At 72.5% G+C, this 21,577-nt stretch carries 24 protein-coding genes; 15 read left to right on the plus strand and 9 right to left on the minus strand.

The window, feature by feature from the left end:
• The first annotated feature begins 47 nt into the window (after positions 1-47).
• A complete protein-coding gene (locus ABZ915_RS26705) occupies positions 48-872 on the plus strand; it encodes a TIGR02452 family protein (RefSeq protein ID WP_361808122.1) in 825 nt (274 codons plus the stop codon).
• Here ABZ915_RS26705 and ABZ915_RS26710 read toward each other — a convergent pair.
• Positions 857-1,354 carry a type II toxin-antitoxin system PemK/MazF family toxin gene (locus tag ABZ915_RS26710; RefSeq protein ID WP_361808124.1) on the minus strand — a complete coding sequence of 166 codons (498 nt, stop codon included), beginning with the start codon at positions 1,352-1,354 and terminating at the stop codon, positions 857-859. The two genes, ABZ915_RS26705 and ABZ915_RS26710, sit on opposite strands and share 16 nt — an antisense overlap.
• 10 nt (positions 1,355-1,364) lie before the next feature.
• Entirely contained in the window at positions 1,365-2,168 is an 804-nt protein-coding gene (locus ABZ915_RS26715; protein WP_361808127.1) for an alpha/beta hydrolase, read from the minus strand.
• A 61-nt stretch (positions 2,169-2,229) separates the two neighbouring features.
• Here ABZ915_RS26715 and ABZ915_RS26720 point away from each other — a divergent pair, with 61 nt between their 5' ends.
• Positions 2,230-2,652, plus strand: coding sequence for a MarR family winged helix-turn-helix transcriptional regulator (locus ABZ915_RS26720; RefSeq protein ID WP_361808130.1), 423 nt, complete (start codon positions 2,230-2,232; stop codon positions 2,650-2,652).
• A gap of 33 nt (positions 2,653-2,685) precedes the next feature.
• On the opposite strand, the gene ABZ915_RS26725 is transcribed toward ABZ915_RS26720, so the two are convergent.
• The 3 genes from ABZ915_RS26725 to ABZ915_RS26735 all read right to left on the minus strand — a co-directional run bounded on the left by ABZ915_RS26725 (position 2,686) and on the right by ABZ915_RS26735 (position 5,979).
• Positions 2,686-4,176 carry an SPFH domain-containing protein gene (locus ABZ915_RS26725; protein ID WP_361808133.1) on the minus strand — a complete coding sequence of 497 codons (1,491 nt, stop codon included), beginning with the start codon at positions 4,174-4,176 and terminating at the stop codon, positions 2,686-2,688.
• 133 nt (positions 4,177-4,309) lie between these two features.
• On the minus strand, positions 4,310-4,528 hold the full coding sequence (locus ABZ915_RS26730; RefSeq protein WP_361808136.1) for a hypothetical protein: 219 nt from the start codon (positions 4,526-4,528) through the stop codon (positions 4,310-4,312).
• 26 nt (positions 4,529-4,554) lie between these two features.
• Complete coding sequence (locus tag ABZ915_RS26735) at positions 4,555-5,979, minus strand: amidase (RefSeq protein ID WP_361808139.1); 1,425 nt, start codon at positions 5,977-5,979, stop codon at positions 4,555-4,557.
• A 198-nt stretch (positions 5,980-6,177) separates the two neighbouring features.
• Between ABZ915_RS26735 and ABZ915_RS26740 the strand changes: the two genes are divergently transcribed.
• On the plus strand, positions 6,178-7,572 hold the full coding sequence (locus ABZ915_RS26740; RefSeq protein WP_361808142.1) for a glycoside hydrolase family 43 protein: 1,395 nt from the start codon (positions 6,178-6,180) through the stop codon (positions 7,570-7,572).
• Positions 7,573-7,598: 26 nt separating this feature from the next.
• Here the strand turns inward: ABZ915_RS26740 and ABZ915_RS26745 are convergent, their stop codons facing one another.
• A complete protein-coding gene (locus ABZ915_RS26745; protein ID WP_361808145.1) occupies positions 7,599-8,006 on the minus strand; it encodes a hypothetical protein in 408 nt (135 codons plus the stop codon).
• A 67-nt stretch (positions 8,007-8,073) separates the two neighbouring features.
• On the opposite strand from ABZ915_RS26745, the gene ABZ915_RS26750 reads away from it, so the two are divergent.
• On the plus strand, positions 8,074-8,508 hold the full coding sequence (locus ABZ915_RS26750; RefSeq protein WP_361808148.1) for a hypothetical protein: 435 nt from the start codon (positions 8,074-8,076) through the stop codon (positions 8,506-8,508).
• A 38-nt stretch (positions 8,509-8,546) separates the two neighbouring features.
• The gene (locus ABZ915_RS26755; protein ID WP_361808151.1) at positions 8,547-9,548 is read left to right on the plus strand and encodes a YihY/virulence factor BrkB family protein; all 1,002 of its coding nucleotides are present in this window, start codon (positions 8,547-8,549) and stop codon (positions 9,546-9,548) included.
• A 10-nt stretch (positions 9,549-9,558) separates the two neighbouring features.
• Here the strand turns inward: ABZ915_RS26755 and ABZ915_RS26760 are convergent, their stop codons facing one another.
• Positions 9,559-11,010, minus strand: a complete 1,452-nt coding sequence (locus ABZ915_RS26760) for a cytosine permease (protein WP_361808154.1) — start codon at positions 11,008-11,010, stop codon at positions 9,559-9,561.
• Positions 11,011-11,229: 219 nt separating this feature from the next.
• Here ABZ915_RS26760 and ABZ915_RS26765 point away from each other — a divergent pair, with 219 nt between their 5' ends.
• The 4 genes from ABZ915_RS26765 (at position 11,230) to ABZ915_RS26780 (ending at position 13,633) form a co-directional block, all read left to right on the plus strand.
• Positions 11,230-11,949 (plus strand): hypothetical protein, encoded by a 720-nt coding sequence (locus ABZ915_RS26765; protein ID WP_361808156.1) that lies wholly within the window; start codon positions 11,230-11,232, stop codon positions 11,947-11,949.
• The gene (locus ABZ915_RS26770) at positions 11,946-12,233 is read left to right on the plus strand and encodes a BON domain-containing protein (RefSeq protein WP_361808159.1); all 288 of its coding nucleotides are present in this window, start codon (positions 11,946-11,948) and stop codon (positions 12,231-12,233) included. The genes ABZ915_RS26765 and ABZ915_RS26770 overlap by 4 nt, the downstream gene beginning before the upstream one ends.
• On the plus strand, positions 12,230-13,000 hold the full coding sequence (locus tag ABZ915_RS26775; RefSeq protein WP_361808162.1) for a metallophosphoesterase: 771 nt from the start codon (positions 12,230-12,232) through the stop codon (positions 12,998-13,000). The genes ABZ915_RS26770 and ABZ915_RS26775 overlap by 4 nt, the downstream gene beginning before the upstream one ends.
• Positions 13,001-13,105: 105 nt before the next feature.
• Positions 13,106-13,633, plus strand: coding sequence for a hypothetical protein (locus ABZ915_RS26780; protein WP_361808165.1), 528 nt, complete (start codon positions 13,106-13,108; stop codon positions 13,631-13,633).
• Between the two features lie 65 nt (positions 13,634-13,698).
• Here the strand turns inward: ABZ915_RS26780 and ABZ915_RS26785 are convergent, their stop codons facing one another.
• Entirely contained in the window at positions 13,699-14,262 is a 564-nt protein-coding gene (locus ABZ915_RS26785) for a hemerythrin domain-containing protein (protein ID WP_361808168.1), read from the minus strand.
• A 322-nt stretch (positions 14,263-14,584) separates the two neighbouring features.
• On the opposite strand from ABZ915_RS26785, the gene ABZ915_RS26790 reads away from it, so the two are divergent.
• The 6 genes from ABZ915_RS26790 (at position 14,585) to ABZ915_RS26815 (ending at position 20,990) form a co-directional block, all read left to right on the plus strand.
• Positions 14,585-15,187 carry an HAD-IIIA family hydrolase gene (locus tag ABZ915_RS26790; protein WP_361808171.1) on the plus strand — a complete coding sequence of 201 codons (603 nt, stop codon included), beginning with the start codon at positions 14,585-14,587 and terminating at the stop codon, positions 15,185-15,187.
• A gap of 203 nt (positions 15,188-15,390) precedes the next feature.
• On the plus strand, positions 15,391-16,623 hold the full coding sequence (locus ABZ915_RS26795) for a polysaccharide pyruvyl transferase family protein (protein ID WP_361808174.1): 1,233 nt from the start codon (positions 15,391-15,393) through the stop codon (positions 16,621-16,623).
• A gap of 7 nt (positions 16,624-16,630) precedes the next feature.
• Positions 16,631-18,085, plus strand: coding sequence for an FAD-dependent oxidoreductase (locus ABZ915_RS26800; RefSeq protein WP_361808177.1), 1,455 nt, complete (start codon positions 16,631-16,633; stop codon positions 18,083-18,085).
• Between the two features lie 293 nt (positions 18,086-18,378).
• Complete coding sequence (locus tag ABZ915_RS26805) at positions 18,379-18,873, plus strand: GNAT family N-acetyltransferase (RefSeq protein WP_361808180.1); 495 nt, start codon at positions 18,379-18,381, stop codon at positions 18,871-18,873.
• Positions 18,874-18,911: 38 nt separating this feature from the next.
• Positions 18,912-19,670 carry an IclR family transcriptional regulator gene (locus tag ABZ915_RS26810; RefSeq protein ID WP_361808183.1) on the plus strand — a complete coding sequence of 253 codons (759 nt, stop codon included), beginning with the start codon at positions 18,912-18,914 and terminating at the stop codon, positions 19,668-19,670.
• Positions 19,671-19,934: 264 nt separating this feature from the next.
• Positions 19,935-20,990 carry a PP2C family protein-serine/threonine phosphatase gene (locus ABZ915_RS26815; protein ID WP_361808328.1) on the plus strand — a complete coding sequence of 352 codons (1,056 nt, stop codon included), beginning with the start codon at positions 19,935-19,937 and terminating at the stop codon, positions 20,988-20,990.
• Here ABZ915_RS26815 and ABZ915_RS26820 read toward each other — a convergent pair.
• Entirely contained in the window at positions 20,981-21,436 is a 456-nt protein-coding gene (locus tag ABZ915_RS26820) for an ATP-binding protein (protein WP_361808186.1), read from the minus strand. The two genes, ABZ915_RS26815 and ABZ915_RS26820, sit on opposite strands and share 10 nt — an antisense overlap.
• Positions 21,437-21,577 lie beyond the last annotated feature (141 nt).

The following is a 21,577-nucleotide window of genomic DNA, read 5'->3' on the forward strand; positions in this document are numbered from 1 at the left end:
GGGGAGGCCGCGCGGGCCGCGGTCATGGCGCCGACGGGGGTGGTGCCATGAGCGCGCGCCTGCGCGGCATCGCGCGCGAGACCGAGGAGATCGTGGCGGCGGGCACGTACCGCACGCCCGGCGGCCGCGAGGTCGCGCTCATGCCGGCGATCGAGGCCGCCCGGGCCGGTACACGGCTGCACGGCCCCGAACCGGTGCCGGTGCCGGAGGCCCCCGCGGCCGCGACCGTCTTCGAAGTCACCGGCGAGAGCAGCCTGGAGGCCGCCCGCCGTCTCGCGGAACCGGTCGCCGTCCTGAACTTCGCCTCCGCCCGCAATCCCGGCGGCGGCTATCTCAACGGCGCCCAGGCCCAGGAGGAGGCCCTGTGCCGCGCCTCCGCCCTGTACACGTGCCTGCTCCGGGCCCCGGAGTACTACGACCACCATCGCGCCCACCGCGACCCGTTCTACACGGACCGTGTCATCCACTCACCCGCCGTGCCCGTCTTCCGCGACGACCGCGGCCGTCTGCTGGACGAGCCGTACGCGGCGGGGTTCCTGACCTCGCCGGCGCCCAATGCCGGAGTCGTCCGGCGTACGGCCCCGGAGCGTGCGACCGAGCTGCCGTCCGCCCTGTCGGCGCGCGCCGAGCGGGTGCTGGAGACCGCCGCGGCGCACCGGTACCGGCGGCTGGTGCTGGGCGCCTGGGGCTGCGGGGTCTTCCAGAACGACCCCGCGCAGGTCGCGGGCGCCTTCCGCGGCCTGCTCGGCCCCGGCGGGCGGTTCGCGGGGACCTTCGAGCACATCGTGTTCGGGATCCTGGACCGGACACCGGGATCCGTGGTGCGCGAGGCCTTCGTACGGGCCTTTCCGGAGCGTCAGCTCCAGCCGTAGCGCTCGTGCAGCCGGTGCCTCACCAGGTTGAACCGGCCGCGGTCCAGGGCGCACGCCTCCCGGCGCATGCCCTCCTCGTGGAGGCGCAGGACGCGGTCCACGTCGACCCAGGAGTCGCGCCCCGAGCGGTCCCAGGGCCCGCTGCCGATCGCCACCCACCGGGACAAGTCCCGGCTCCACCGGAGCGGCTTCGCCGCACCCCCTGTCGCGCCGTCGTGGCGCTTGCTGGACAGCTGCACGGCGAGGAACGTGCCCGCTGCCTCCCGGGCCACCACGAGCACCGGGCGGTCCTTGCCCCGCCCGTCGTTCTCCTCGAAGGGCACCCAGGTCCACACGATCTCCCCGGGGTCCGGGTCGCCGTCGTGCGCGGGGGAGTACTCGGTGCGCACCCGGCCCACCTCGCGGGGGTCGGCCTCGGTGGTGGCGCGGGGGCCGTGGCGGCCGGGGACGTTCTCGTCGGTCTCATCGGTGAAGGCGGTCACGGGTGGCACCCTACGGGGCGTCGTGCGCGGCGTGTCCACCGGTCCTGCGGAGCTGGTCTTCCACCAGCTCGAAGGTGGCGTCCGGCCGTTCCAGCTGCGGCAGATGACCGGCTTCGGGGACGAGTTCGAACCGTCCCCGGGCGAAGGCGGCCGCGTAGGCGGCTCCGTAGGCGGGGGTGGCGATGCGGTCGCTCTCGCCCCACAGCAGCAGGGCGGGCTGCTGGACGCGGGCGAGGCGGCGCAGGAGCTTGGGGTCGTGCATGTACGGATCCGAGGCGAGGAGCCGCATGGTGGCCATGTTGCCCTGGCGGCGGGCGAGTTCCTCGGCGGGGATGCCGGCGGGGTCGACGTAGAAGCGGTCCGGGTCGTGCCAGGAGTGCTCCGCGGCGGCGCGGGCGTCGAGCGCGAAGAAGTCCGTGACCGGCTCCGAAGGGATGTGCACGCCCACCGCGTTGATGAGGGCGAGCCCGCTGATCAGGCCCGACGTGTCGCGCACGGCCATCTCGGCGGCGATCCAGCCGCCCAGCGAGGATCCGATGACCAGGACGTCGTCCAGACTCCAGTCCTGGAGCAGGTGCAGATAGGCCAGGGCGAGGTCGTCGACGCCGGTCAGCCAGTCGGGGCGGCGGGTGCCGTCCCAGCCGGGGTGTACGGGCGTGAGGACGCGCGCGGTCGCGGACAGCCGGTCGGCGAGCCCGGCGACCGTGGCCCGGCCGCCGCCGCCGTGCAGGACGAGCACCGGTCGGCCGGATCCGGCCGCGGAGAGGGTGAGGGGCAGGTCGGGGTACACGTGAGTGGTCTGGTCGGTCAGCATGCGAGGAGTCTAACTAAAGATCTTTATATAAGCTAGTTTAGTCGTCGGTTAGACTCGGCCCATGCGTGATGACCTGCAACTTCTCGGCAGGGCGGTGAAACAGGCCCAGTATCGGCAGCACCGGGCCCTCGACAGCGCCCTCACCGCCGTCGGCACCACCCTCGCCCAGTGGGACGCGCTGCGCGCGATCGACCGCTCGCCCGGCGCGTCCGCGCGCGAACTGGCCGCGGCCACCTTCCAGACCGAACAGGCCTTCGGGGCGCTCGTGGGCCGGCTGGCCGCCCAGGGCCTGGTCGAGCGCCGCCCGGGCCACGGCCGGCGCATCGAGCACCACCTCGCACCCGAGGGCGAACGGGTCCTGGCGGCCGGCCACCCGGTGGCCGACGAGGTGCTCGCCGAGTGCTTCTCCGCCCTGCCGGACGCGGACCGCGCCACCCTGCTGGCCCTGCTGCGACGCCTGAACGAAGAGGGCGGCGCACGCTGACCGCGTACGCCGCCCCGCGATCCGACCCGGGGTCTACCTCCCGTCGTCCTCCACCGGCACCTTCTGCACCGGAGGCGGCGCCACGACCCCGTTCAGCGGCGAAGCCCCCGCCGGGCCCTGCCCGTTGTGGTTCATCGAGGCGAGCAGCTGGCGGGCCAGCCCCAGGCCCGTGCCGCCCATGGTGAGCGCCTTCGCGAACAGCTCGGCCATGCCGTCGGCGCCGTTGAGCAGCACCATGTTGTCGACGTTGCCGAAGGCCGAGGCGCCGGCCCGGACGATCTCCGGCCAGTTCTCGGCGAGTTGCTGGGCGACGACCGCCTCCTGGTTCTCGGCGAGGGCGGCGGCGCGGGCCTTGATCGCCTCCGCCTCGGCGAGACCCTGGGCCTTGGTCGCCTCGGCCTGAGCCAGACCCCTGGCCTGCGCGGCGGCCGCCTCGGCCTCACCGGTGGCCCGGGTCGCCGCCGCGGTGGCCGCACCCTGGGTCTTCGTCGCCTCGGCCTCGGCACCCGCGGCCGTCTTCACCCGGGTCGCCTCGGCCGCCGCCGCCAGCTCCGTCTCCTTCGCCTTGGCCTGCGCCGCCGAGATACGGGCGTCACGCTCGGCCTCGGCCAGCGTGCGCTTCTCGTAGGCCTTGGCGTCGGCGGGCTTGCGGACGTCGGCCTGGAGCTGCTGCTCGCGCCGGTGCGCCTCCAGCTCGGCGACCCGCGTCTCCTGGACGACGACCTCCTGCCGGGCGCCCGCGTCGGCGAGCGGACCGGCCTGCCTGGCCTTCGCCGCCGCCTTGTCCCGCTCGGCCTGGTAGCCCGCCTGGAGGATCTCGCTGTCCCGGGTGGCCTCCGCCATCCGGGCGAACGACTGCTGCTCCGCCTCGGTGGCGAGACGATTCGCCTCCGCCTGCGCGATGCGCGCGTCCCGCTGGACGGCCGCCGCGTGCGGCATCGCCAGGTTCTGGATGTACCCGGTCGGGTCCTCGATCTCGTGGATCTGGAGCGAGTCGACGATCAGGCCGAGCTTCTCCATCTCCGTACCGCAGGCCGCCCGGGTCTGCCCGGTCAGCTTCTCCCGGTCGCGGATCATGTCCTCCACCGTCAACCCGCCCACGATCGAACGGAGATGGCCGGCGAAGACGTTGTGCACCCGCTCCGACATCAGCTTCTGCTGGTCCAGGAAACGACGGGCGGCATTGGCGATCGACACATAGTCGTCGCCCACCTTGAAGATGACCACGCCCCGCACCTTCAGCGGGATGCCCTGGTGGGTCGCGCAGTCCACGTGCAGTTCGGTCTCGTTCAGATCGAGGGAGAGCTTGCGCACCGCCTGCACACCGGGCACCACCAGCGTGCCGCGCCCCGTGACGATGCGGAACCCCATGCCCTCCTCGAGGCCCTCGGTACGGTGCTTGGAACCGGAGATGATGAGCGCCTCGTTCGGCTCGGCGACCCGCCACATCATCTTGAAGAGACCGATCAGTACGAGAACGGCGACGACCGCCGCCCCCGCAACGACGCCGACAACCATCGGCATACGCCCCCTTTGCATGGTGCCCTTTCGGCACCGAACGAAGGGAGTGTGCTCCTGGGCGAGACCGAGGAGAAGGCGCTGACGAATCCTTGTTGCAATCTTGACGCACACGCCCCTCACCTGCGGCGCGGCATGCTCAACTGTCGTACGCCGGGGCCACGTACACCGTTCTCGGCGGCAGGTACTCGACCACCATCACCACCGTGCCCGGCTCGATCCGGCCGCCGCTCTCGGCCGCGTACGCCAGGAAGTGCTCGGCGCCGCCCCGCACCCGGACGATCACCTCGCCGACCAGTCCGGGCCCGATCGTCCCGGTGACCCGCCCCATGAGTCCGACCATCGACGCATCGTCCATGGTCACAGCGTACGGGCCGAACCGCGTCAGGCGGCCGGGGCGTCCATGAGCTCGTGCTCCGGCGGCCACTGCTCGTACCACCGCAGCTCCGCCTCCAGTTGGGCGGCGAGGGAGAGCAGCAGCGGCTCGCTGTTCGCCGGGCCGAGCAGCTGGGCGCCCACCGGCAGGCCGCCGTCGACGAAGCCGGCCGGGACGTTGACACCGGGCCAGCCCAGCACGTTCCACGGCCAGGCGTAGGGGCAGGCGGCGATCATGGCGCGGTCGGTGGCCAGACCGCCGAGGTCGTGGAAGGCGCCGATCAGCGGCGGGGGAGCGGCCGTCGTCGGGGCGAGGACGACATCGTACGACTGGAAGAACCCGCCGATCCTGCGGTGCAGAGCCGCCTCGGCGCGCCGGGCCGCGCGCAGCGGGGCCCCGCCGAGCAGTCGGCCCATCCGGGCGGCGCCGTGGGTGCGCCGGTCGAGCAGTGCGGGCTCGGGCGCCTCGCGGACCCGTTCGGCGATGCCGGCCGTGGCGCGCGGCACGAAGGTCAGCCCGATCTGCCCGTACGGCGGGTCGGCCTCCTCGACGTCGTGCCCCAACGCGGCCAGTTTCCCGGCGAGTTCGACGACCCGGGTCCGTACCTCCGGCAGGAGCCGGGCGGGCACGGCGGTGAACGGCGGCCTGAGGGAGAGCGCGATGCGCAGCCGGCCGGGGTCGCGTCCGGCCGCGGCGACGGCGTCGACGGCCGGCGGGCGGTGCGGGTCGAGCGCGTGGTTGCCGCTCGCCGCGTCCAGCAGCAGGGCCGCGTCGGCCACCGTACGGGCCAGCGTGCCGTTGACCGTGATGCCCTGGAAGGACTCGCCGCGCGGCCAGGTGGAGACGCGGCCGCGCTGCGGCTTGACGCCGATCAGATGGGTCCAGGAGGCCGGGATGCGCACCGACCCGGCGCCGTCGGAGCCGAGCGCGGCCGGGACCAGACCGGCCGCGACGGCGGCGGCCGAACCCCCGGAGGAGCCGCCCGGCGTGTGCTCCGGGCGCCATGGATTGCGGGTCTCGCCGAACGCGGGCCCTTCCGTGAACGGCCACTGCCCGAACTCGCAGGTGTTCGTCTTGCCGATGATCACGGCCCCGGCCGCGCGCAGCCTGCGTACCGCCTCGCCGTCCTCGGGTACCGGCGGGAACGTGCCCCGGCAGCCGAACGCGGTCGGCTCGCCCGCCACGTCCATGTCGTCCTTCACCGCGACGGGCACCCCCAGCAGCGGCCGCCGGACTCCGGTGGCCAGTTCCCGGTCGGCGGCGTCCGCCTCGGCGAGCGCGGCCCGGGTCCGGACGATCCGGAAGGCGTTGAGCGAACCCTGGGTGGCCTCGATCCGTGCCAGGGCCGCCTCGACCAGGGCACGGGAGGTCACCTCCCCCTCGGCCAGCGCGCGAGCGGACTCCGCCAGGCCTGCGGCACGGTCGAGCGTCATTGCGGGACACCTCCGGGAGCACGTCGTCTACCGAACGGTAACGTCCGAGAGGCGCGACGGACAGCTTTTCCACAGGTGGCATCCAGCCACGTCGAAAGCATTGACGTGCACCTGCCGCACCTCTAGCTTCTTGCCGACTTTTCGAACTTCGTTCGAAAAGTCGAACGATTCTTCGAGTTTCCTCAGGGAGAGCCGCCCGTGACCACCCGCCCCTCCGCCCCCGCCCCGTCCCGCCGCAGCCTCCTGCGCGCACTGGCCGCCCTGCCCGCCTCGGCGGTCGTGCTGGGCGCGTTCCCCGGCCTGCTCGGCACGGCCGCGGCCGCCGCGCCCGCGAGCGGCTCCGCCACCCGCTACACGATCGTGCCGTTCCTCAACAGCGACGACGGCACCGTCGACGTCTACCAGTCGGACGACGCCACCGACTTCCGCCTCGTGAAGGCCTCCGCGTACACCCCGCCGGCGAACCGCATCCGGGACGCCAGTGTCTTCAAGCACACGGACGGCTCCTACTACCTCACCTACACCACCCACACCTGGCAGGACGTCAGCACCACCATCGGCTTCGCCCGCAGCTCCGACCGGGTGACCTGGACGTTCCTGTACGACTACACGGTCCCGCTGGCGAACCTGTCCCGCGCGTGGGCCCCCGAGTGGTTCGTGGACACGGACGGCAGCGTCAACGTCATCGTGTCGTGCTCGACCGCCGACGACGAGTGGATCTTCACGCCGTACCTGCTGAAGGCCGCCAACGCGGCACTGACGGCCTGGAGTTCACCGGTGGCCCTCTCGGGCATCGGCTCGAACCACATCGACACGTACATCGTGAAGGCCGGCTCGACGTACCACGCCTTCACCAAGAACGAGACGACGAAGTACATCGAGTACGCCACCGCCACCAGTCTCACCGGCCCCTACACGATCTCCAGGACCGGCGACTGGGCCGGCTGGGGCAGCTACCGCGAGGGTCCCTCCGTGATCCAGCTCGACAACGGCGCCTGGCGGATCTTCTTCGACGGCTACGGCGACGGCAGCTACTACTACAGCGACAGCCACGACACCTTCGCCACGTGGAGCACGCCCAAGGCGCTGCCCGGCATCTCGGGCACCGCCCGCCACTTCACGGTGGTCAAGGAGACGGTGTCCGGCGGCGCGAGCCTCACCAGGAACGCCACCCGCTCCTTGCGGTCCGCCAACTACGCGACCAGGTACTGGGAGGAGCAGTCCGCCCTGCTCGACCTGCCGGTGGTGACCGCCTCCAGTGCCGGCGCCGACAAGCAGGCCGCCACGTTCACCGTGGTCGCCGGCCTGGCGGACGCGAACGGCTACTCGTTCCGCGACGCGTCGGGCAACTATCTGAGGCACTACGGCTTCCGGGGCCGCTTCGACCCCGACGACGGGACGACGACGTTCGCGAAGGACGCCACCTTCATCGCCCGGGTGGGCTCGGCCACCGGGTCGGTGCGCCTCGAGTCGTACAACTACCCCGGCCACTACCTGCGCCACTACGACTACCAGCTGCGCGTCGACGTGTCCGACGGCACGGATTTGTTCCGGCAGGACAGTTCCTTCGTGCCGGTGACGGCCTGGAGCTAGGGCCAGGGCCAGGGCCAGGGACGCGGCTAGGAGCGGGACGGCCGGATCTGCATGCCGGGGCGGCGCCGGTGGACGGTCAGGTACGACATGCCGGCCGCGCCCGCGACCAGGCCCCGGGAGCTGCCGTGCGGCAGCCAGACCAGGCTTCCGGTGCCCAGGGCCTGTGTGCCCTCCGCGGAGACCAGAGTGCCCTCACCGGCGACGACCAGCAGCAGGACGTCGAGATCCGGTTCGGTGTGGGGGTCGACGCGCCGCGCGGGCGGCAGGCGGACGACGTTGGCGTCGAGCTGCCGCCCGGGTTCGGCCAGCCGCCACAGCGCGCCGGACGAGGTGTCGTCGGGCGCGGCGAGCGACTCGGTGTCGCACAGGATCCGGGGGAGCGGGGCCGGTGCGGGTGCGGCGGGACGGGGGTGGCCGCCTTCCTCATGTGTCACCCTCATAAATTAGCATCTAGCATGCATATTTCAGCGTGCGCGGATGCGCGATGAGAGGAGCGATGGCATGACGACCGGGTCGGCCGCCGTGACCGCAGGGGTCACGTTCGTCTGGCTGGGGATGGTGCTCGCCATCTCCTTCCTGGAGGCGCCGCTCAAGTTCCGGGCCCCGGAGGTGACCGTGCGCATCGGGCTCGGCATCGGCCGGCTCGTCTTCCGGGCCCTCAACCTCGTCGAGGCGGTTCTGGCCGCCGCCGTGGTCACGGCCGTCGCCGTCGGCGGTCCGCCCGCTCCCGTGGCGGTCCTGACCGGGCTGGCGGCGGGCCTGCTGGCGGCGCAGATCGCCGGGGTGCGCCCGGTGCTCAACCGCCGCTCCGACCGGATCCTGGCGGGGGAGGAGGCCGGGCGTTCCCGCGCCCACCTGGTGTACGTGGCCTTCGAGGCGGCCAAGGTGGTGGTCCTGCCGGCGCTGGGCGTCACCGCGCTGGCGGCGATCACCTGACCGGGCATGTCCTGGACAGGCCGGGTTACTCCGGTGGTATGGCACCGACATCACGATCCACACAGCAGGACGAGTCCGCACAACCGCCCGAACCGTCCTGGCCGGCGGTGCTCAAGGGCACGGTCAAGGAGTTCCAGGACGACGAACTCGCCGACCGGGCCGCGGCCCTGACCTACTACGGGGTGCTGTCGATGTTCCCCGCGATGCTGGTGCTGGTCTCCCTGCTGGGCATCGCCGGCAGGTCGGCGACCCAGCAGGTCCTGGACAACATCAAGAAGCTGGCCCCGGGGTCGGCCCGGGACCTCGTCGGCGACGCGGTGCAGCAGTTGCAGGGCCGGGGCGGCATCGGGTCGGTCATGGCCGTCGTCGGCATCCTGCTGGCCGTCTGGTCGGCCTCCGGCTACATCGCGGCCTTCATCCGCTCGGCCAACGCCGTCTACGACATGCCCGAGGGCCGGCCGATGTGGAAGATCCTGCCCGTACGGGTGGGCGTCACGGTCGCGCTGCTGGTGCTCGCGGTGATCAGCGCGCTGATCGTGGTGTTCACCGGCGGTATCGCAAGCCAGGCCGGCGGGGCGCTGGGCATCGGCGACTCGGCCCTGACGGTGTGGTCGATCGTCAAGTGGCCGACGCTGGTCGTCCTGGTCATGATCATGATCGCGCTGCTGTACTGGGCGGCCCCCAACGTGAAGGGCCCCGGCTTCCGGTGGATCACGCCGGGCAGCGCGCTGGCCCTGGCCGTCTGGATGATCGCCTCGGCCGGTTTCGCCTTCTACGTGTCGAACTTCGCCTCGTACAACAAGACCTACGGCACGCTCGCCGGTGTGATCGTCTTCCTGGTGTGGCTGTGGATCAGCAACATCGCGATCCTGTTCGGCCTCGAGTTCGACGCCGAACTGGCCCGCCGGCGCGCCGTGGCCGAGGGTCTGCCCGAGGACGCGGAACCGTATCTGGAGCCCCGCGACACCCGTGCCTGGAGCGAGGAGGAGGAGCGCCACATGGAGGAGGTGGAGGAGGAGGCCCGGCACCACACCGAGTGACCGCGTCCGGTCACGGTTCGCGGTGTTCGTGCGCCGCGCTCTCCAGCGCCTGTGCCTCGGCCTCGGCCAGCCGTGTCTCCGCCGCCACGTCGATGTCGCGGGTCAGCAGCCAGTACAGGACCGCGGACACCGGCAGGCCGACGAAGAGGGAGATGTCGGCACCGTCGAGTGCCCTGGCGATCGGGCCGACGTACAGGGTGCCCACCGAGAAGAACGGCACCATGACGGCGAACCCCACCAGGTAGGCGATGATCCCGTGCCAGCCCCAGCGGCCGTAGATGCCGTGCGGGTGGAAGATCTCGGCGATCGCGTAGTGCCCGCGGCGCACGACGTAGTAGTCCATCAGGTTCACCGCGGTCCACGGGATGAAGAGGTAGAGGACCAGCAGCAGGAAGTTGTTGAAGTTCGCCAGGAAGTTCGCGGTCGCGGCCAGTGCGCCGAGCAGGGAGAGGACCGCGGTCAGCCCGATGGTCACCAGCCGCACGGTCAGCGTCGGCGTCACCCGCCGGAAGGAGTCGATGGCGCTGATGAGGGTGAGCGAGCCGCCGTACATGTTCAGCGCGGTGACGGACACCAGGCCGAGCGTCGAGAAGAGCAGCACGATCGCGCCGAACCCGTCGAACACCTTGTCGCCCGCCGCGTTGATCGACGAGATGGTGTCGAAGCCCTTGCCCGCCCAGGCGGCCAGCAGCGTCCCGAGGACCATCAGCCAGATACCGCCGAGCGCCGAACCGAAATAGGTCCAGTAGAAGGTCTTGCGCACGGTGACGTCCGGCGGGAGGTAGCGGGAGTAGTCCGAGACGTAGATGGCCCAGCTGATCTGGTAGCCGGCGACCACGCCGAACTGGGCGAGGAACGGCGTCCACGCGAAACCGGCGAGGTCGAAGGAGCCCGGCGGGTAGTGCAGGGTGGTCAGCACGCCCACCGTGAAGACGCCGAAGACCACCAGGAAGGTGTACGTCAGGACGCGCTCGGCCTTGTGGATGACGTCGTAGCCCACCAGCGCCACGACGAACCCGACCGCGGTCACCACGACCACCCACAGCTTGACGCCCCCGTGCAGCGTGCTGTGCAGCGCCTCTCCGGCGAGGATGGTGTTGAAGACGTTGAACCCCGCGTACTGCACATAGGCGAAGATCCACACCAGCAGGGCCCCGACATAGCCGAACTGGGGCCGCGACTGGATCATCTGCGGGAGTCCGAGCTGGGGGCCCTGGGCCGAGTGGAAGGCCATGAAGAAGGTGCCGATGACGGTTCCGGCGACGATCGCGATGAGCGACCAGATGAGGTTGCCGCCCGAGGTGATGCTGATCAGCCCCACCGCGAGCGTCGCGATCTGCGCGTTGGACATGAACCACAGGGGTCCCAGATGCCACAGCTTGCCGTGCCGCTCGTCCAGCGGGACGTAGTCGATCGAGCGGACCTCCAGACCCGTCACCCGGGGAGCCGATGGGGTGGTCATGGTGCCTCCCGAGTGCTCGATCGTCACTGTGGCCATGGTCTTCCCCCGGGTGCGGAAGTACCAGTCCTGCGCCGGGGCCTTTCGCCGGGGGCACCGGCCGGGAGCCGGGCGCGTTCCGCGTGTCGACCCGGAGGCGCCGGGTACTAGGAGAACCCGGCCCGAGGCCGGGGCCGAAGGGGGCCGCGCGGGGCACGGCGGGGCGCGGAGATGGGAGTGGCCATGACGCGGAACGGGGAGGACGTGACACTCGCCCGGCGCCGGGCGGAACTCCGCCTGGCGGCGGAGGGCTCCGCACGGACCCCGGTGCCCACGGAGCCCGTCCCACCCGCGCCCACGGAGCCCGTACCGCACCCGCAGGCACGCGAACTGCCCCAGGACCGCAGCCAGGCGATCCTCGAGGCGGCCAAACGGGTGGGCGCGGTCCTCAAGCGGAAGGGGCACACCTTCGCGCTGGCCGGCAGTGTGGCCGTGTACGCGCACGGCGGCAGCCGGCATCTCCAGCACGACGCCGACTTCTGCATCCTTCCCGAGGACGCCGAGGCGGTCGCCGCGACTCTGCGCGAGGCCGGGCTCGGCGTCCGGGTGCCGCCCGAGGACTGGCTGCTGAAGGCGACCTGCTTCGAGCAGGACGTCGACATCATCTTCGAGCTGGCGCAGCAGCCGGTCAGCCCCCACCTGCTCGAGCGGGCGCAGTACCTGCCGGTCGACTCCGTGCACATGCCGGTACTGGCGCCGACCGACCTCATGCTCAGCCTCATCACCGCCTTCTCCGAGCACCACTGCGACTTCGGGTCGGTACTGCCGGTCGCCCGTGCCCTGCGCGAGAAGGTCGACTGGGAGGACCTGCGCAAGAGCTGCGGGGACGAGCCGATGCCCGCGGCCTTCCTCTTCCTCCTCGAACGCCTGCACGTCATCGAACCGCGTAAGGAGCAGCCATGACCGACCAGGGCGCCGTCCACGCGCCCGGCCCCGAGATGGTTGAGCACCTGGACTACCGCGTCGCCCACCTCGCCGACCGGCTGGCCGCGGGACCTCTCGGCGAGCTGGGGGTCCGTGCCGAGATCCGGGGCGAGGCCGTCCTGCTGACCGGCACGGTGCCGTCCGCGCAGTGCCGCGACGACATCCTCCGCCTGGCCCGTGAGGCGCTGGCGGGGCACCCGGTCCACTCGGACATCTGCGTCGCGGGGACCTCCTCGCCCGGCGAGGCGGAGGAGCTGGCATGATCCGCGTCGCGGCCGTGGGGGACATCCACATGGGACCCGAGAGCCAGGGAGTGCTCCGGCCCTCGTTCGAGACGCTGCCCGACTGCGCCGACGTGCTGCTGCTGGCTGGGGACCTCACCCGGCACGGCACGTCCGACGAGGCCCAGGTGGTCGCCCGGGAGATCAAGGACCTCGGGGTTCCGGTCGTCGCGGTGCTGGGCAACCACGACCACCACGACGACCGGCCCGAGGAGGTCACCGCCATCCTGCGGGACGCGGGCGCGCACGTCCTCGAAGGACAGTCCGTCGTCCTGACCGGTGACGACGGGCCGCGGATCGGCGTGGCCGGCACCAAGGGGTTCGGCGGCGGGTTCGTCGGGCGCTGCGCCGGGGAGTTCGGCGAGCCGATCATGAAGGAGTTCGTCCGGTACTCACGGCGGTGCGCGGACGCGCTGTGCGCGTCCCTGCGGGAGCTGGACGAGCGGGGGTGCGACGCGCGGATCGCGCTGACCCACTTCTCGCCCGTGCCGGACACCCTCGCCGGGGAGCCCCTGGAGATCTACCCCTTCCTCGGCAGCTATCTGCTGGCCGAGGCGATCGACACCGGCGGTGCCGATCTCGCGGTGCACGGGCACGCGCACGCCGGCACCGAACACGGGATGACCGGCGGGGGCGTCAAGGTGCGCAATGTGGCCCAGCCGGTGATCGGACGCGCCTTCCACGTCTACCACCTGCGGGAACGGGAGCCCGTGGCGGCGCCGGCGGGGGACGGGGCCGCGTCCGGCTGACGCGGGGTGTGGCCGACGACACGTCCACGGCGGGGGTCCGGCGGGGCTACCGTTTTACGTAGTTCCCTTTCGTCCCCCTCCCCCGGCAGCTCGGACGGCCCCTGAGTGCTCGCAGACCTCTCCCCGCTCATCGCGGCGACCGCCCAATGGCTGACCCGCGCCTACCCGCCCAGCGGCGGGGCGCTCGCCTCCGCCCTGTGCGAGGTGCAGGCGCGGCAGGCCGTCACGGTCGCCGCCTGGCTGCGGTACCCCACCGCCATGGACGCCGCCCTGGTCGGCATGGCCGGACCCGGTGGCTCCGGCGCGCTGGACTGGATCACCGGAGTGACCGTGTCCGAGGACGACGAGCCGGAGACGTGGGCATGGCGCACCTGGGTCGACGAGGTCGTCGCCAGCTGGGCGGCCGGGCTGCTCACCGACCCGGAGCTGGCCGCGCTGGCGGTGGCCGCGCTCGCGGAGGGCGAGCACACCGTCGACACACCGGTCGAGTTCCGGCGCCTGACCGGCCCCGACGAGGCCGACCGCCGTGCGGCGGCCCTGCTGCGCCACCCCGACCTCCTCGCCCCGGTCGCGGAACTCCACCGTGCCCAGCTCCTGGACCGTCTGGGTCCGGGCCGGGCGCTGGCAGCCTGACGGGCCCGCCGCCACCGCGACGGGCCCGCCCGCACACGCACAACTGCCGGAAGTCCGGCCGGGGATCAGCCCATCTTGCCGCGCCCGGACACCGCGTCCCGTACCCGGTCGACCAGCCCGGCGCCCGGCGCCAGCATCTTGTTGGCGGGCGGCTTGTCCGGGGCGGACGGATGGGGCCGGGTCGGAGCGATCTTCTTCGCCTGCCGGACCTTGTCGCCGAGCTCGTTCAGCGCGTCCGCGGGGCACGCGGCGCGCAGCCGCGGGAAGAGGTTCTGTTCCTCGTCGCGGATGTGCATGCGGATCTCGCCCATCAGCGAGGTCATCAGCCGGTCGAACTCGGGGTCGTCGGCCTCGCAGCTCTCCAGGTCCTTCATGATCTGCTCGGCCTTGGCGTGGTCCTCGAGCTCCTTGTCGGCCAGGGGGCCGCCGCCTTCCACGTGCTCCCGCACGGCCGGGTACAGATAGGCCTCCTCGGCCACCGAGTGCCGCACCAGCTCCATCGTGGCCTGGTCGGCGTATATCTTGCGCTTCCTGTCACCGGACGGCAGCGCCTCGATCTTGCCGAAGAGGTTTTCGACCTCCCGGTGATCGGTCACCAGTTCGTCGATGACGTTCCCACCGTGTCCCATGTCCTTACCTCCAGCCTGAGCACGACGGCTCCGGTCGGATCCGCCACGGACCCCGAGTGCCCGGCGACGGCGGGCTCACACGAACAGGGCGTACCGCCGGGCTTCCGCGGATCAGGCGTTGACGTGTGAAAACCCACCGGGACGGGAACCTCGTGTCAGTGCCGTCGGGACCACGGGCCGAGACGCCCGTGGACCCTGCTCGCGCCCTTCGTGATCCGGCGGAAGAAGGTGTTCGTATGACGGACGCTCGCACGGCGGGTGGCCCGTGGGCCCTGGGCACCGCCGGGTTCGCCGGCGGGGCCGCACCGCTCGGGAGTACGCCGTGAACACCCCGGCCGCACACCACTTCGCCGAGGAACACACCCCGGACGCCTGGTCCGTGGAGCCCGCCGCCGTGGAGGACCCGGTGCACCCGCGGATGCCCAACCGCACCACGGTGGCCGCCGTCCTCTTCGACCGTGACGGCACGCTCGTCGAGGACGTCCCCCACAACGGCGACCCCGACCGGGTGCGGCTGCTGCCCGGCGCCAGGGAGGCCGTGGCACTGCTGCGGACGGCGGGCATCCCGACCGGGGTGGTCAGCGACCAGCCCGGCATCGGACGCGGGCTGCTCACCGACGCCGACGTGTGCCGTGTCGACGACCGGGTGGACGCCCTGCTCGGCGGGCTCGGCACCTTCGTGTACTGCCCGCACCTGCCCGAGGCCGGTTGCCCCTGCCGCAAACCCCGTCCGGGCCTGATCCTCGAGGCCGCCCGGCGCCTCGGCGTGGACCCCCGGCACTGCGTGGTGATCGGCGGCATCGAGGCCGACGTCCTGGCCGCGCGAGCCGCGGGCGCCCGCGCCGTGCTGGTGTCCGACCCCGCCACCGACCTGCTCGCGGCCGTACGACGGATCCTCACCGCGGAGCGGGGCGCCCCTTCCTGAAGGCCTCGGCCGTCCGCCGGGAGCCGTTCGCCGGGAGGCCGGTCCTGAGGCGGCGTGCGGCAGGCGGGGGACGAGCCGACCGCCCATACTGTTGCTACGTACGGATCTGCGTACGGAGCCCTTTCCCGGAGATGACCCCGCCGTCGTGCGGCCGCCCCGGACCGCTGTCCGGTCCCCTCACCTCCTTCGACAAGGAGTTCCGGATGACCCAGACCCAGCGTCCGTCTCCCTCCCCGTCGGATCTGCGGATCGGCCTGCTCGGCTCGTACGGCGGGTGCAACATCGGCGACGAGGCGATCCTCCAGTGCGTGCTCAGCTGCCTGCGCGCGCACCGCCCCGACGCCCGCCTGGTCGTCTTCAGCCGGCACCCCGACCACACCCGGCTCCACCAGCCGCAGGCCGACGAGGTGGTCGCCTGGGAGGGAGTCCCGCAGAAACCCGTGCTCGACGCCTTGGCGAGCCTGGACCTGCTGGTGCTCGGCGGCGGCGGAATCCTGTACGACGGGGAGGCGCGCCGCTATCTGCGGCTGGTCCGCGCGGCCCAGGACCGGGGAGTACGCAGCTTCGCCTACGCCGTCGGCGCGGGACCGCTGCGCGAGCCGGAGGACCGGGAGGCGGTACGCGCCGTGCTGCCCGCGATGGACGACGTCGTGGTCCGCGACGAGGAGTCCCGGCTGGTGCTGGAGGAGGTCGGCGTCGACTGCGAGCTCACCGTCACCGCCGACCCCGCGCTGCTGCTGCCGCCGGAGCCGTTCACCGAGAAGATGATGCGCGAGGAGGGCCTCCCCGTCGGCGGCCGGCTCATCGGTATGTCCGTACGGGAACCGGGCCGGGCGGCGGAGAACCTCGACGAGGCCAGCTACCACGCGCTCCTCGCCGACGTGGCCGACTTCCTGACCCGGCGCCTGGACGCGCACGTGGTCTTCGTGCCGATGGAACGCCAGGACGTCCACCACGCGCACGGCGTACTGTCCCGGATGAGCGCACCGGACCTCGGGCGCATCCTCCACAACCAGTACAGCCCCGGCCAGGTGCTGGGCTTCATGCGCCACCTCGACCTCGTCGTCGGTATGCGCCTGCACCTGGTGATCTTCGCGGCGGTCACCGGCCTGCCCTACCTTCCGCTGCCGTACGCCGGCAAGGTCTTCGACTTCGCCCGCCGCACCGGCGCGCCGGCACTGGTCGGCGTGGCCCGGGAACAGGCCGGGCTGCTGCTCGCCGAGGTGGACCGGCTCTGGGACGAGTTCCCGCAGCGCCGCGCGGACCTGGGCACCCGGGTGGCCGGGCTGCGGGCGCTGGCCGGGGAGACCTGCGTCCGCTGCGGTGACCTCCTCGACTCCCTCGACGGCGGCCCGCGGGACATCGCACGGCACTGGGAGCCGGGCCTGTGCCTGTTCACCACGGGCGCGGCGGCGGTCCGGGCCGACGGAAGGTAGCGCAGCGATGCCCCTGCTGGAAGAACCGCGCCACCCCAGGACCGTCACCCTCCCGCCGCGCCCGGCCCGGCACGGCGGGCGGGCGGACGTCCTGGTGGTCGGCGGCGGCCCGGCCGGAACCGCCGCGGCGTACGCGGCCGCCGACGCCGGCGCCGACGTCGTGCTCGTGGAGCGCTACGGGTTCCTCGGCGGCAACGCCACGGTGGCCCTCGTGATGCCGCTGATGTCCTTCCACAACGAGCACAGGCAGGCCGTGTTCGCCGACCCCGGGGAGCAGGGCGACCGGCTGCTGCCCGGCGACCACGGTGAGGGCGAGGCGGTGGTCGCCGGGTTCCTGTGGCGGCTGCTGGACCGGCTCGCCGAACGCGGCGGCTGCATCCCGCCCTCGCTGGAGACCGGCTACACCGTGCCGTTCGACCCGGAGATCTTCAAGCTCGTCCTGCTGGACCTGCTCGACGGCGCGGGCGTGCACCTGCTGCTGCACGCCTTCGCCTCCACCGCGCTGCCCCTGGACGACGGCTGGCGGGTGGCGTTCGAGACCAAGTCCGGACCGGTGGTGATCGACGCCGGGGTCGTGGTCGACGCGACCGGCGACGGCGACGTGGCCACCGCCTGCGGAGCGCCCTGCGAGATCGGGCGCCCCGAGGACGGCCTTGTGCAGCCGATGACGCTGATGTTCCGGGTCGCCGACTTCGCGCGGCCGCGATTCGCCGAATACGTGCGCTCCCACCCCGACCAGTGGCGCGGTGTGCACGGGCTGTGGGACCTGGTCGAGGAGGCCACCGCGGCGGGCGAGCTGCACCTGCCGCGCGAGGACATCCTGTTCTTCGGCACCCCCCACCCGGGCGAGGTCGCCGTCAACAGCACCCGGGTCACCGGGGCGCTGGGCATCGACGTCTGGGACCTGACCCGGGCCGAGTACCTCGCCCGCCACCAGATGGCCCAGATCGACCGGTTCCTGCGCAGCCGCGTCCCCGGCTTCGAGAACGCCTACGCGGTGCAGAGCGGCACCCAGATCGGCGTACGGGAGACCCGCCGCATCCTCGGCGACCACCAGCTGACCGGGCACGACATCCTCCAGGCCCGCGCCTTCCCGGACGTCGTCGCGCACGGCGCGTACCCGATCGACATCCACAACCCGCAGGGCACCGGAACCGTCCTCAAGCGCGTGCCCCGGGGGCGTTTCTACGACATCCCGCTGCGCGCGCTGCTGCCCCGCGGCATCGAACGGCTGCTGGTCGCCGGCCGCTGCATCTCCGGCACCCACGTGGCGCACTCCTCGTACCGCGTGATGCCCATCGCCATGGCCACCGGCCAGGCCGCGGGCGTCTGCGCGGCACTCGCCGTGCGCCTGGGCCGGCGCCCCCGCGAGGTGCCCCACCGGGTCGTCCAGCAGGAACTCCTGCGCCAGGGCGCCCGCCTGCGCTGCGAGGCCGCCGACCTCGCGCCGGCGTCCCAGTGACCGGGTGCGGCCTACACCGGGGACGGTTCCGGTACCGGACCGGGCTCGGGAGGACGCGGGTCGGGGGGCGGGGTGGGCGACGGGCCGGGCGGCGGTTCCGGGACCGGGTCCGGCAGCGGGGGACCGGGAGCCGGATCGGGGCGGCCCGGGCCCGGCACCGGCGGTGTCGGCTCCGGCGGGACGGGGATGGGTGGCTGGACCGGCTGGACCATGTCTGCCTCCTTCTTCGTGGGAAATGCTGTGTGTTCCCCGTATCCCGCGCGTCACGCCCGCGCCGCTGGGAGACTGCCCCCGTGATCGACGATCTCCCCGAGGGACTCAGGGCACGGCACCCCGTCGCCGAGGACCATCCGAAGGTGCTGGCCGTGCTCGAGGCGTGGTGGGGCGGCCTCAAGGGCGCGGCCGGCGCCCGGGAGCGCGCCCTGCTGCTGCCCCGCCTGTACTTCCAGCACTTCACCACCACCAGCTACCTGGTCGAGCAGGGAAACGGCGAACTCGCGGCCTTCCTCGTCGGATTCCTGTCGCAGACCGACCCCGAAGCCGCCTACGTGCACTTCGTCGGCGTCGACCCGGCACTGCACGGCCGGGGCGTCGGCCGCGCCCTCTACCGGTCCTTCTTCCGACTGGCCCGGTCCCACGGCCGCCGCCACGTGCACTGCGTCACCAGCCCGCAGAACACTGCCTCCCAGGCCTTCCACACCCGCCTCGGTTTCACCGTCTCCCCCGTCCGGCCCGACTACGACGGCCCCGGCCTCGACCGCGTGACCTTCACCCGGGACCTGGCGTAGACCTTGCCTGGCTCCGGTGCTCGGCGCACGCTGGTGGTATGCCTGGTCACGACGGCCCCACGCTCATCGGCTCCGTGCAACGGGCGTTCCGCCTGCTGGAGGCGGTGAGCGCGCACGCCAACGGCGCGCCGGCGAAACAACTGGCGCGGGAGACGGGCCTGCCCCTGGCCACCGCCTACCACCTGCTGCGCACGCTGGTGTACGACGGATACGTGCGCAAGCTCGACGACGGCGTCTTCGTGCTGGGCGACAGGCTTCAGACGCTGCACACCAGGGGCAGCTGGCAGACCCTGCTCAGCCGGATCCGGCCCACGCTCGCCGCGCTGCGGGACGAGTTCGGCACCGCCACCTACCTGACCTTCTACGAGGAGGGCGAGATCCGGGTCGCGGAGATCGTCGACGGTCCCCGGGCGCCCCGGGTCGACCTGTGGGTGGGATTCGAGGACGCGGGGCACGCCACCGCGCTGGGCAAGTCCGTGCTGCGCGAGCTGGACGACGACTCCCGCCAGGACTACCTCTCCCGCCACCACCTCTCCGACCTCACCCCGCGCACCATCACCAGCGCCGTCGAACTGCTCCGGCGGCTCGACACCTCGCCCGTGGCCCCGGCGGTGACGGACCTGGAGGAGTACTCTCTCGGCACGGTGTGCGTCGCGGTGCCCGTCTACAGCGGGAACACACTCGGCTCGCTCGGCGTCTCGCTGCCCGCGGACCGGATCTCCCGGATCGAGGAGATCAGGGCCCGGCTGCTCCCGACCGCGGGCCGCGTGACCAGGAGCCTGTCACTCACTATCTGAAATTCCGTGGCTTGTCTCACAGGGGAACAAACCCGTTTCCTGGATGAAACGGACTTTTCGGGAGTCTCCCCCCGGCGTACAGGTGAGGACTGCGGAAGACACATGAGTCAGGCCCGAGACCATGGCGGCGACCATTGGCCGATACGACTGCTCAGGAGCCGAGCGGGCGGTCCCCGAGCGGCCGGCCCCCGGGCGGCCCGTCCGCGAGCGGCGGCCCGCAGGCGGGCCGCCGCGCAGCTGGCCGCCGGCACCCCCGTACTCCCCGTGCTGCTCGTCTGCCTCGTCGTGGTCGTCGACCTCCTCGGCGGAGCGGGGATGATCTGGCTGCCCCTGCTCGCGGCCGGACCCGCGCTGTCCGCCACCACCAACGGGCCGCGCGGAGTGCTGTGCGTCGGGCTGCTCGCCGCCGCGCTCAGCGCGACGCTGGGCGCCCGCGACGGGGTTCCGCACGGCGAACTGGCGGCCGTGCTGTCCGCCCTGCTGGCGGTCACCCTGGCCAGCTGCCTGACCAGCGCGCGGCGCGGCCGCCGGGAAAGGGTGCTGGCGGCCGTCCGGTCGGTCGCGGAGGCCGCCCAGCACGCCCTGCTCAAGCCCGTACCCACGACGGTGGGACCGTTCCAGGTGGCCGTCCGCTACAGCGCCGCGGCCGCGGAGGCCCGTATCGGCGGGGATCTCTACGCCCTGGTGCCCACCCCCTACGGGGTGCGGCTGATCGTCGGTGACGTGCGCGGCAAGGGACTGCCCGCCGTGGGGACCGCCGCACTGGTCCTCGGTGTCTTCCGGGAGGCCGCTTACGACGAGCCCGATCTCCTCGCCGTGGTCGGCAGGATCGAGCGGAGCCTGGCGCGCAACCTCGGGGACGACGACTTCGTCACCGCCGTGGTCGCGGGATACCCGTCGGCCGGGCGTCTCGAAGTGGTCAACTGCGGACACGCGCCGCCTCTGCTGGTGCGCGAGTCCGGAGGTGTCGAGGCGGTGGAGCCGACCCACCCGGCCCCGCCCCTCGGGCTGCGCGCCCTCTCCGGCGAGGTCCCCAGCCTCCAGGTGCTGCCGTTCGCCGACGGGGATCAAATGCTGCTGTACACGGACGGGGTCACCGAGGCCCGCGACCACGGCCGTACGTTCTACCCGCTCGCCGAGGGACTGGCCCGCCATGTGTCCGGCGAACCGGCACGCACCCTCGCCGCGCTCCATGACGAACTGCTGAACCATGTGGGCGGCCGTCTGCACGACGATGCCGCGCTGCTCCTGCTGCGCGTGCCGGCCGCCACGGAAGGGCCGGTCGCCGAGTCGGCCGTCGCCGGATTCGCTCAGGTCTGAGCCGTCCGGCCGCGGGCCGCCGTGACGAGGTCGGCCCACCGGGTGATGCCGCCGGAGTGGATGCGGATGCCGTGCCGGGCGGCCAGCGCGTGGACGATGTGCTCGCCCCGGCCGTGCTCGTCCGGGTCGGCACCGGTCGGCGAGTGTCCCGCCGTGCGCGCCGGTCCCGCGTCGGTGACCTCGACACGCAGGGTGCCGGTCCCCTCGCCCCGGACCCAGGACAGCCGCAGCTCCGCGGGGGGCAGGGCGTGCACGAGCGCGTTGGTGAGCAACTCCGACACCACGAGCAGGGAATCCTCGACGATCTCCGGGGACACGTTCCAGTCGGTGAGGACCGCCCCGGCCCGTCGGCGTACGGCGGAAACGGCACCGCTGACGGGCGGCAGCGCAAAGACGTGCTCCACTGTGTCGCGAGGCATGGGATCGAGCTCCAGCTGTACCGACATCAGATCTCCTCCCGCGAGCCGGCGGTGCGCCTGGCCTCAGGCGCTTTGCCGGGCCTCGTAGCAAAGTAAGAAGCCGGACGAACCCGGTCAATGAACGTCGGTCGGCATTGCCGAACGCTTGCAGGCAGTCCGCGCCAGGGC

Source organism: Streptomyces sp. NPDC046915 (assembly GCF_040644935.1).
GTDB lineage: Bacteria > Actinomycetota > Actinomycetes > Streptomycetales > Streptomycetaceae > Streptomyces.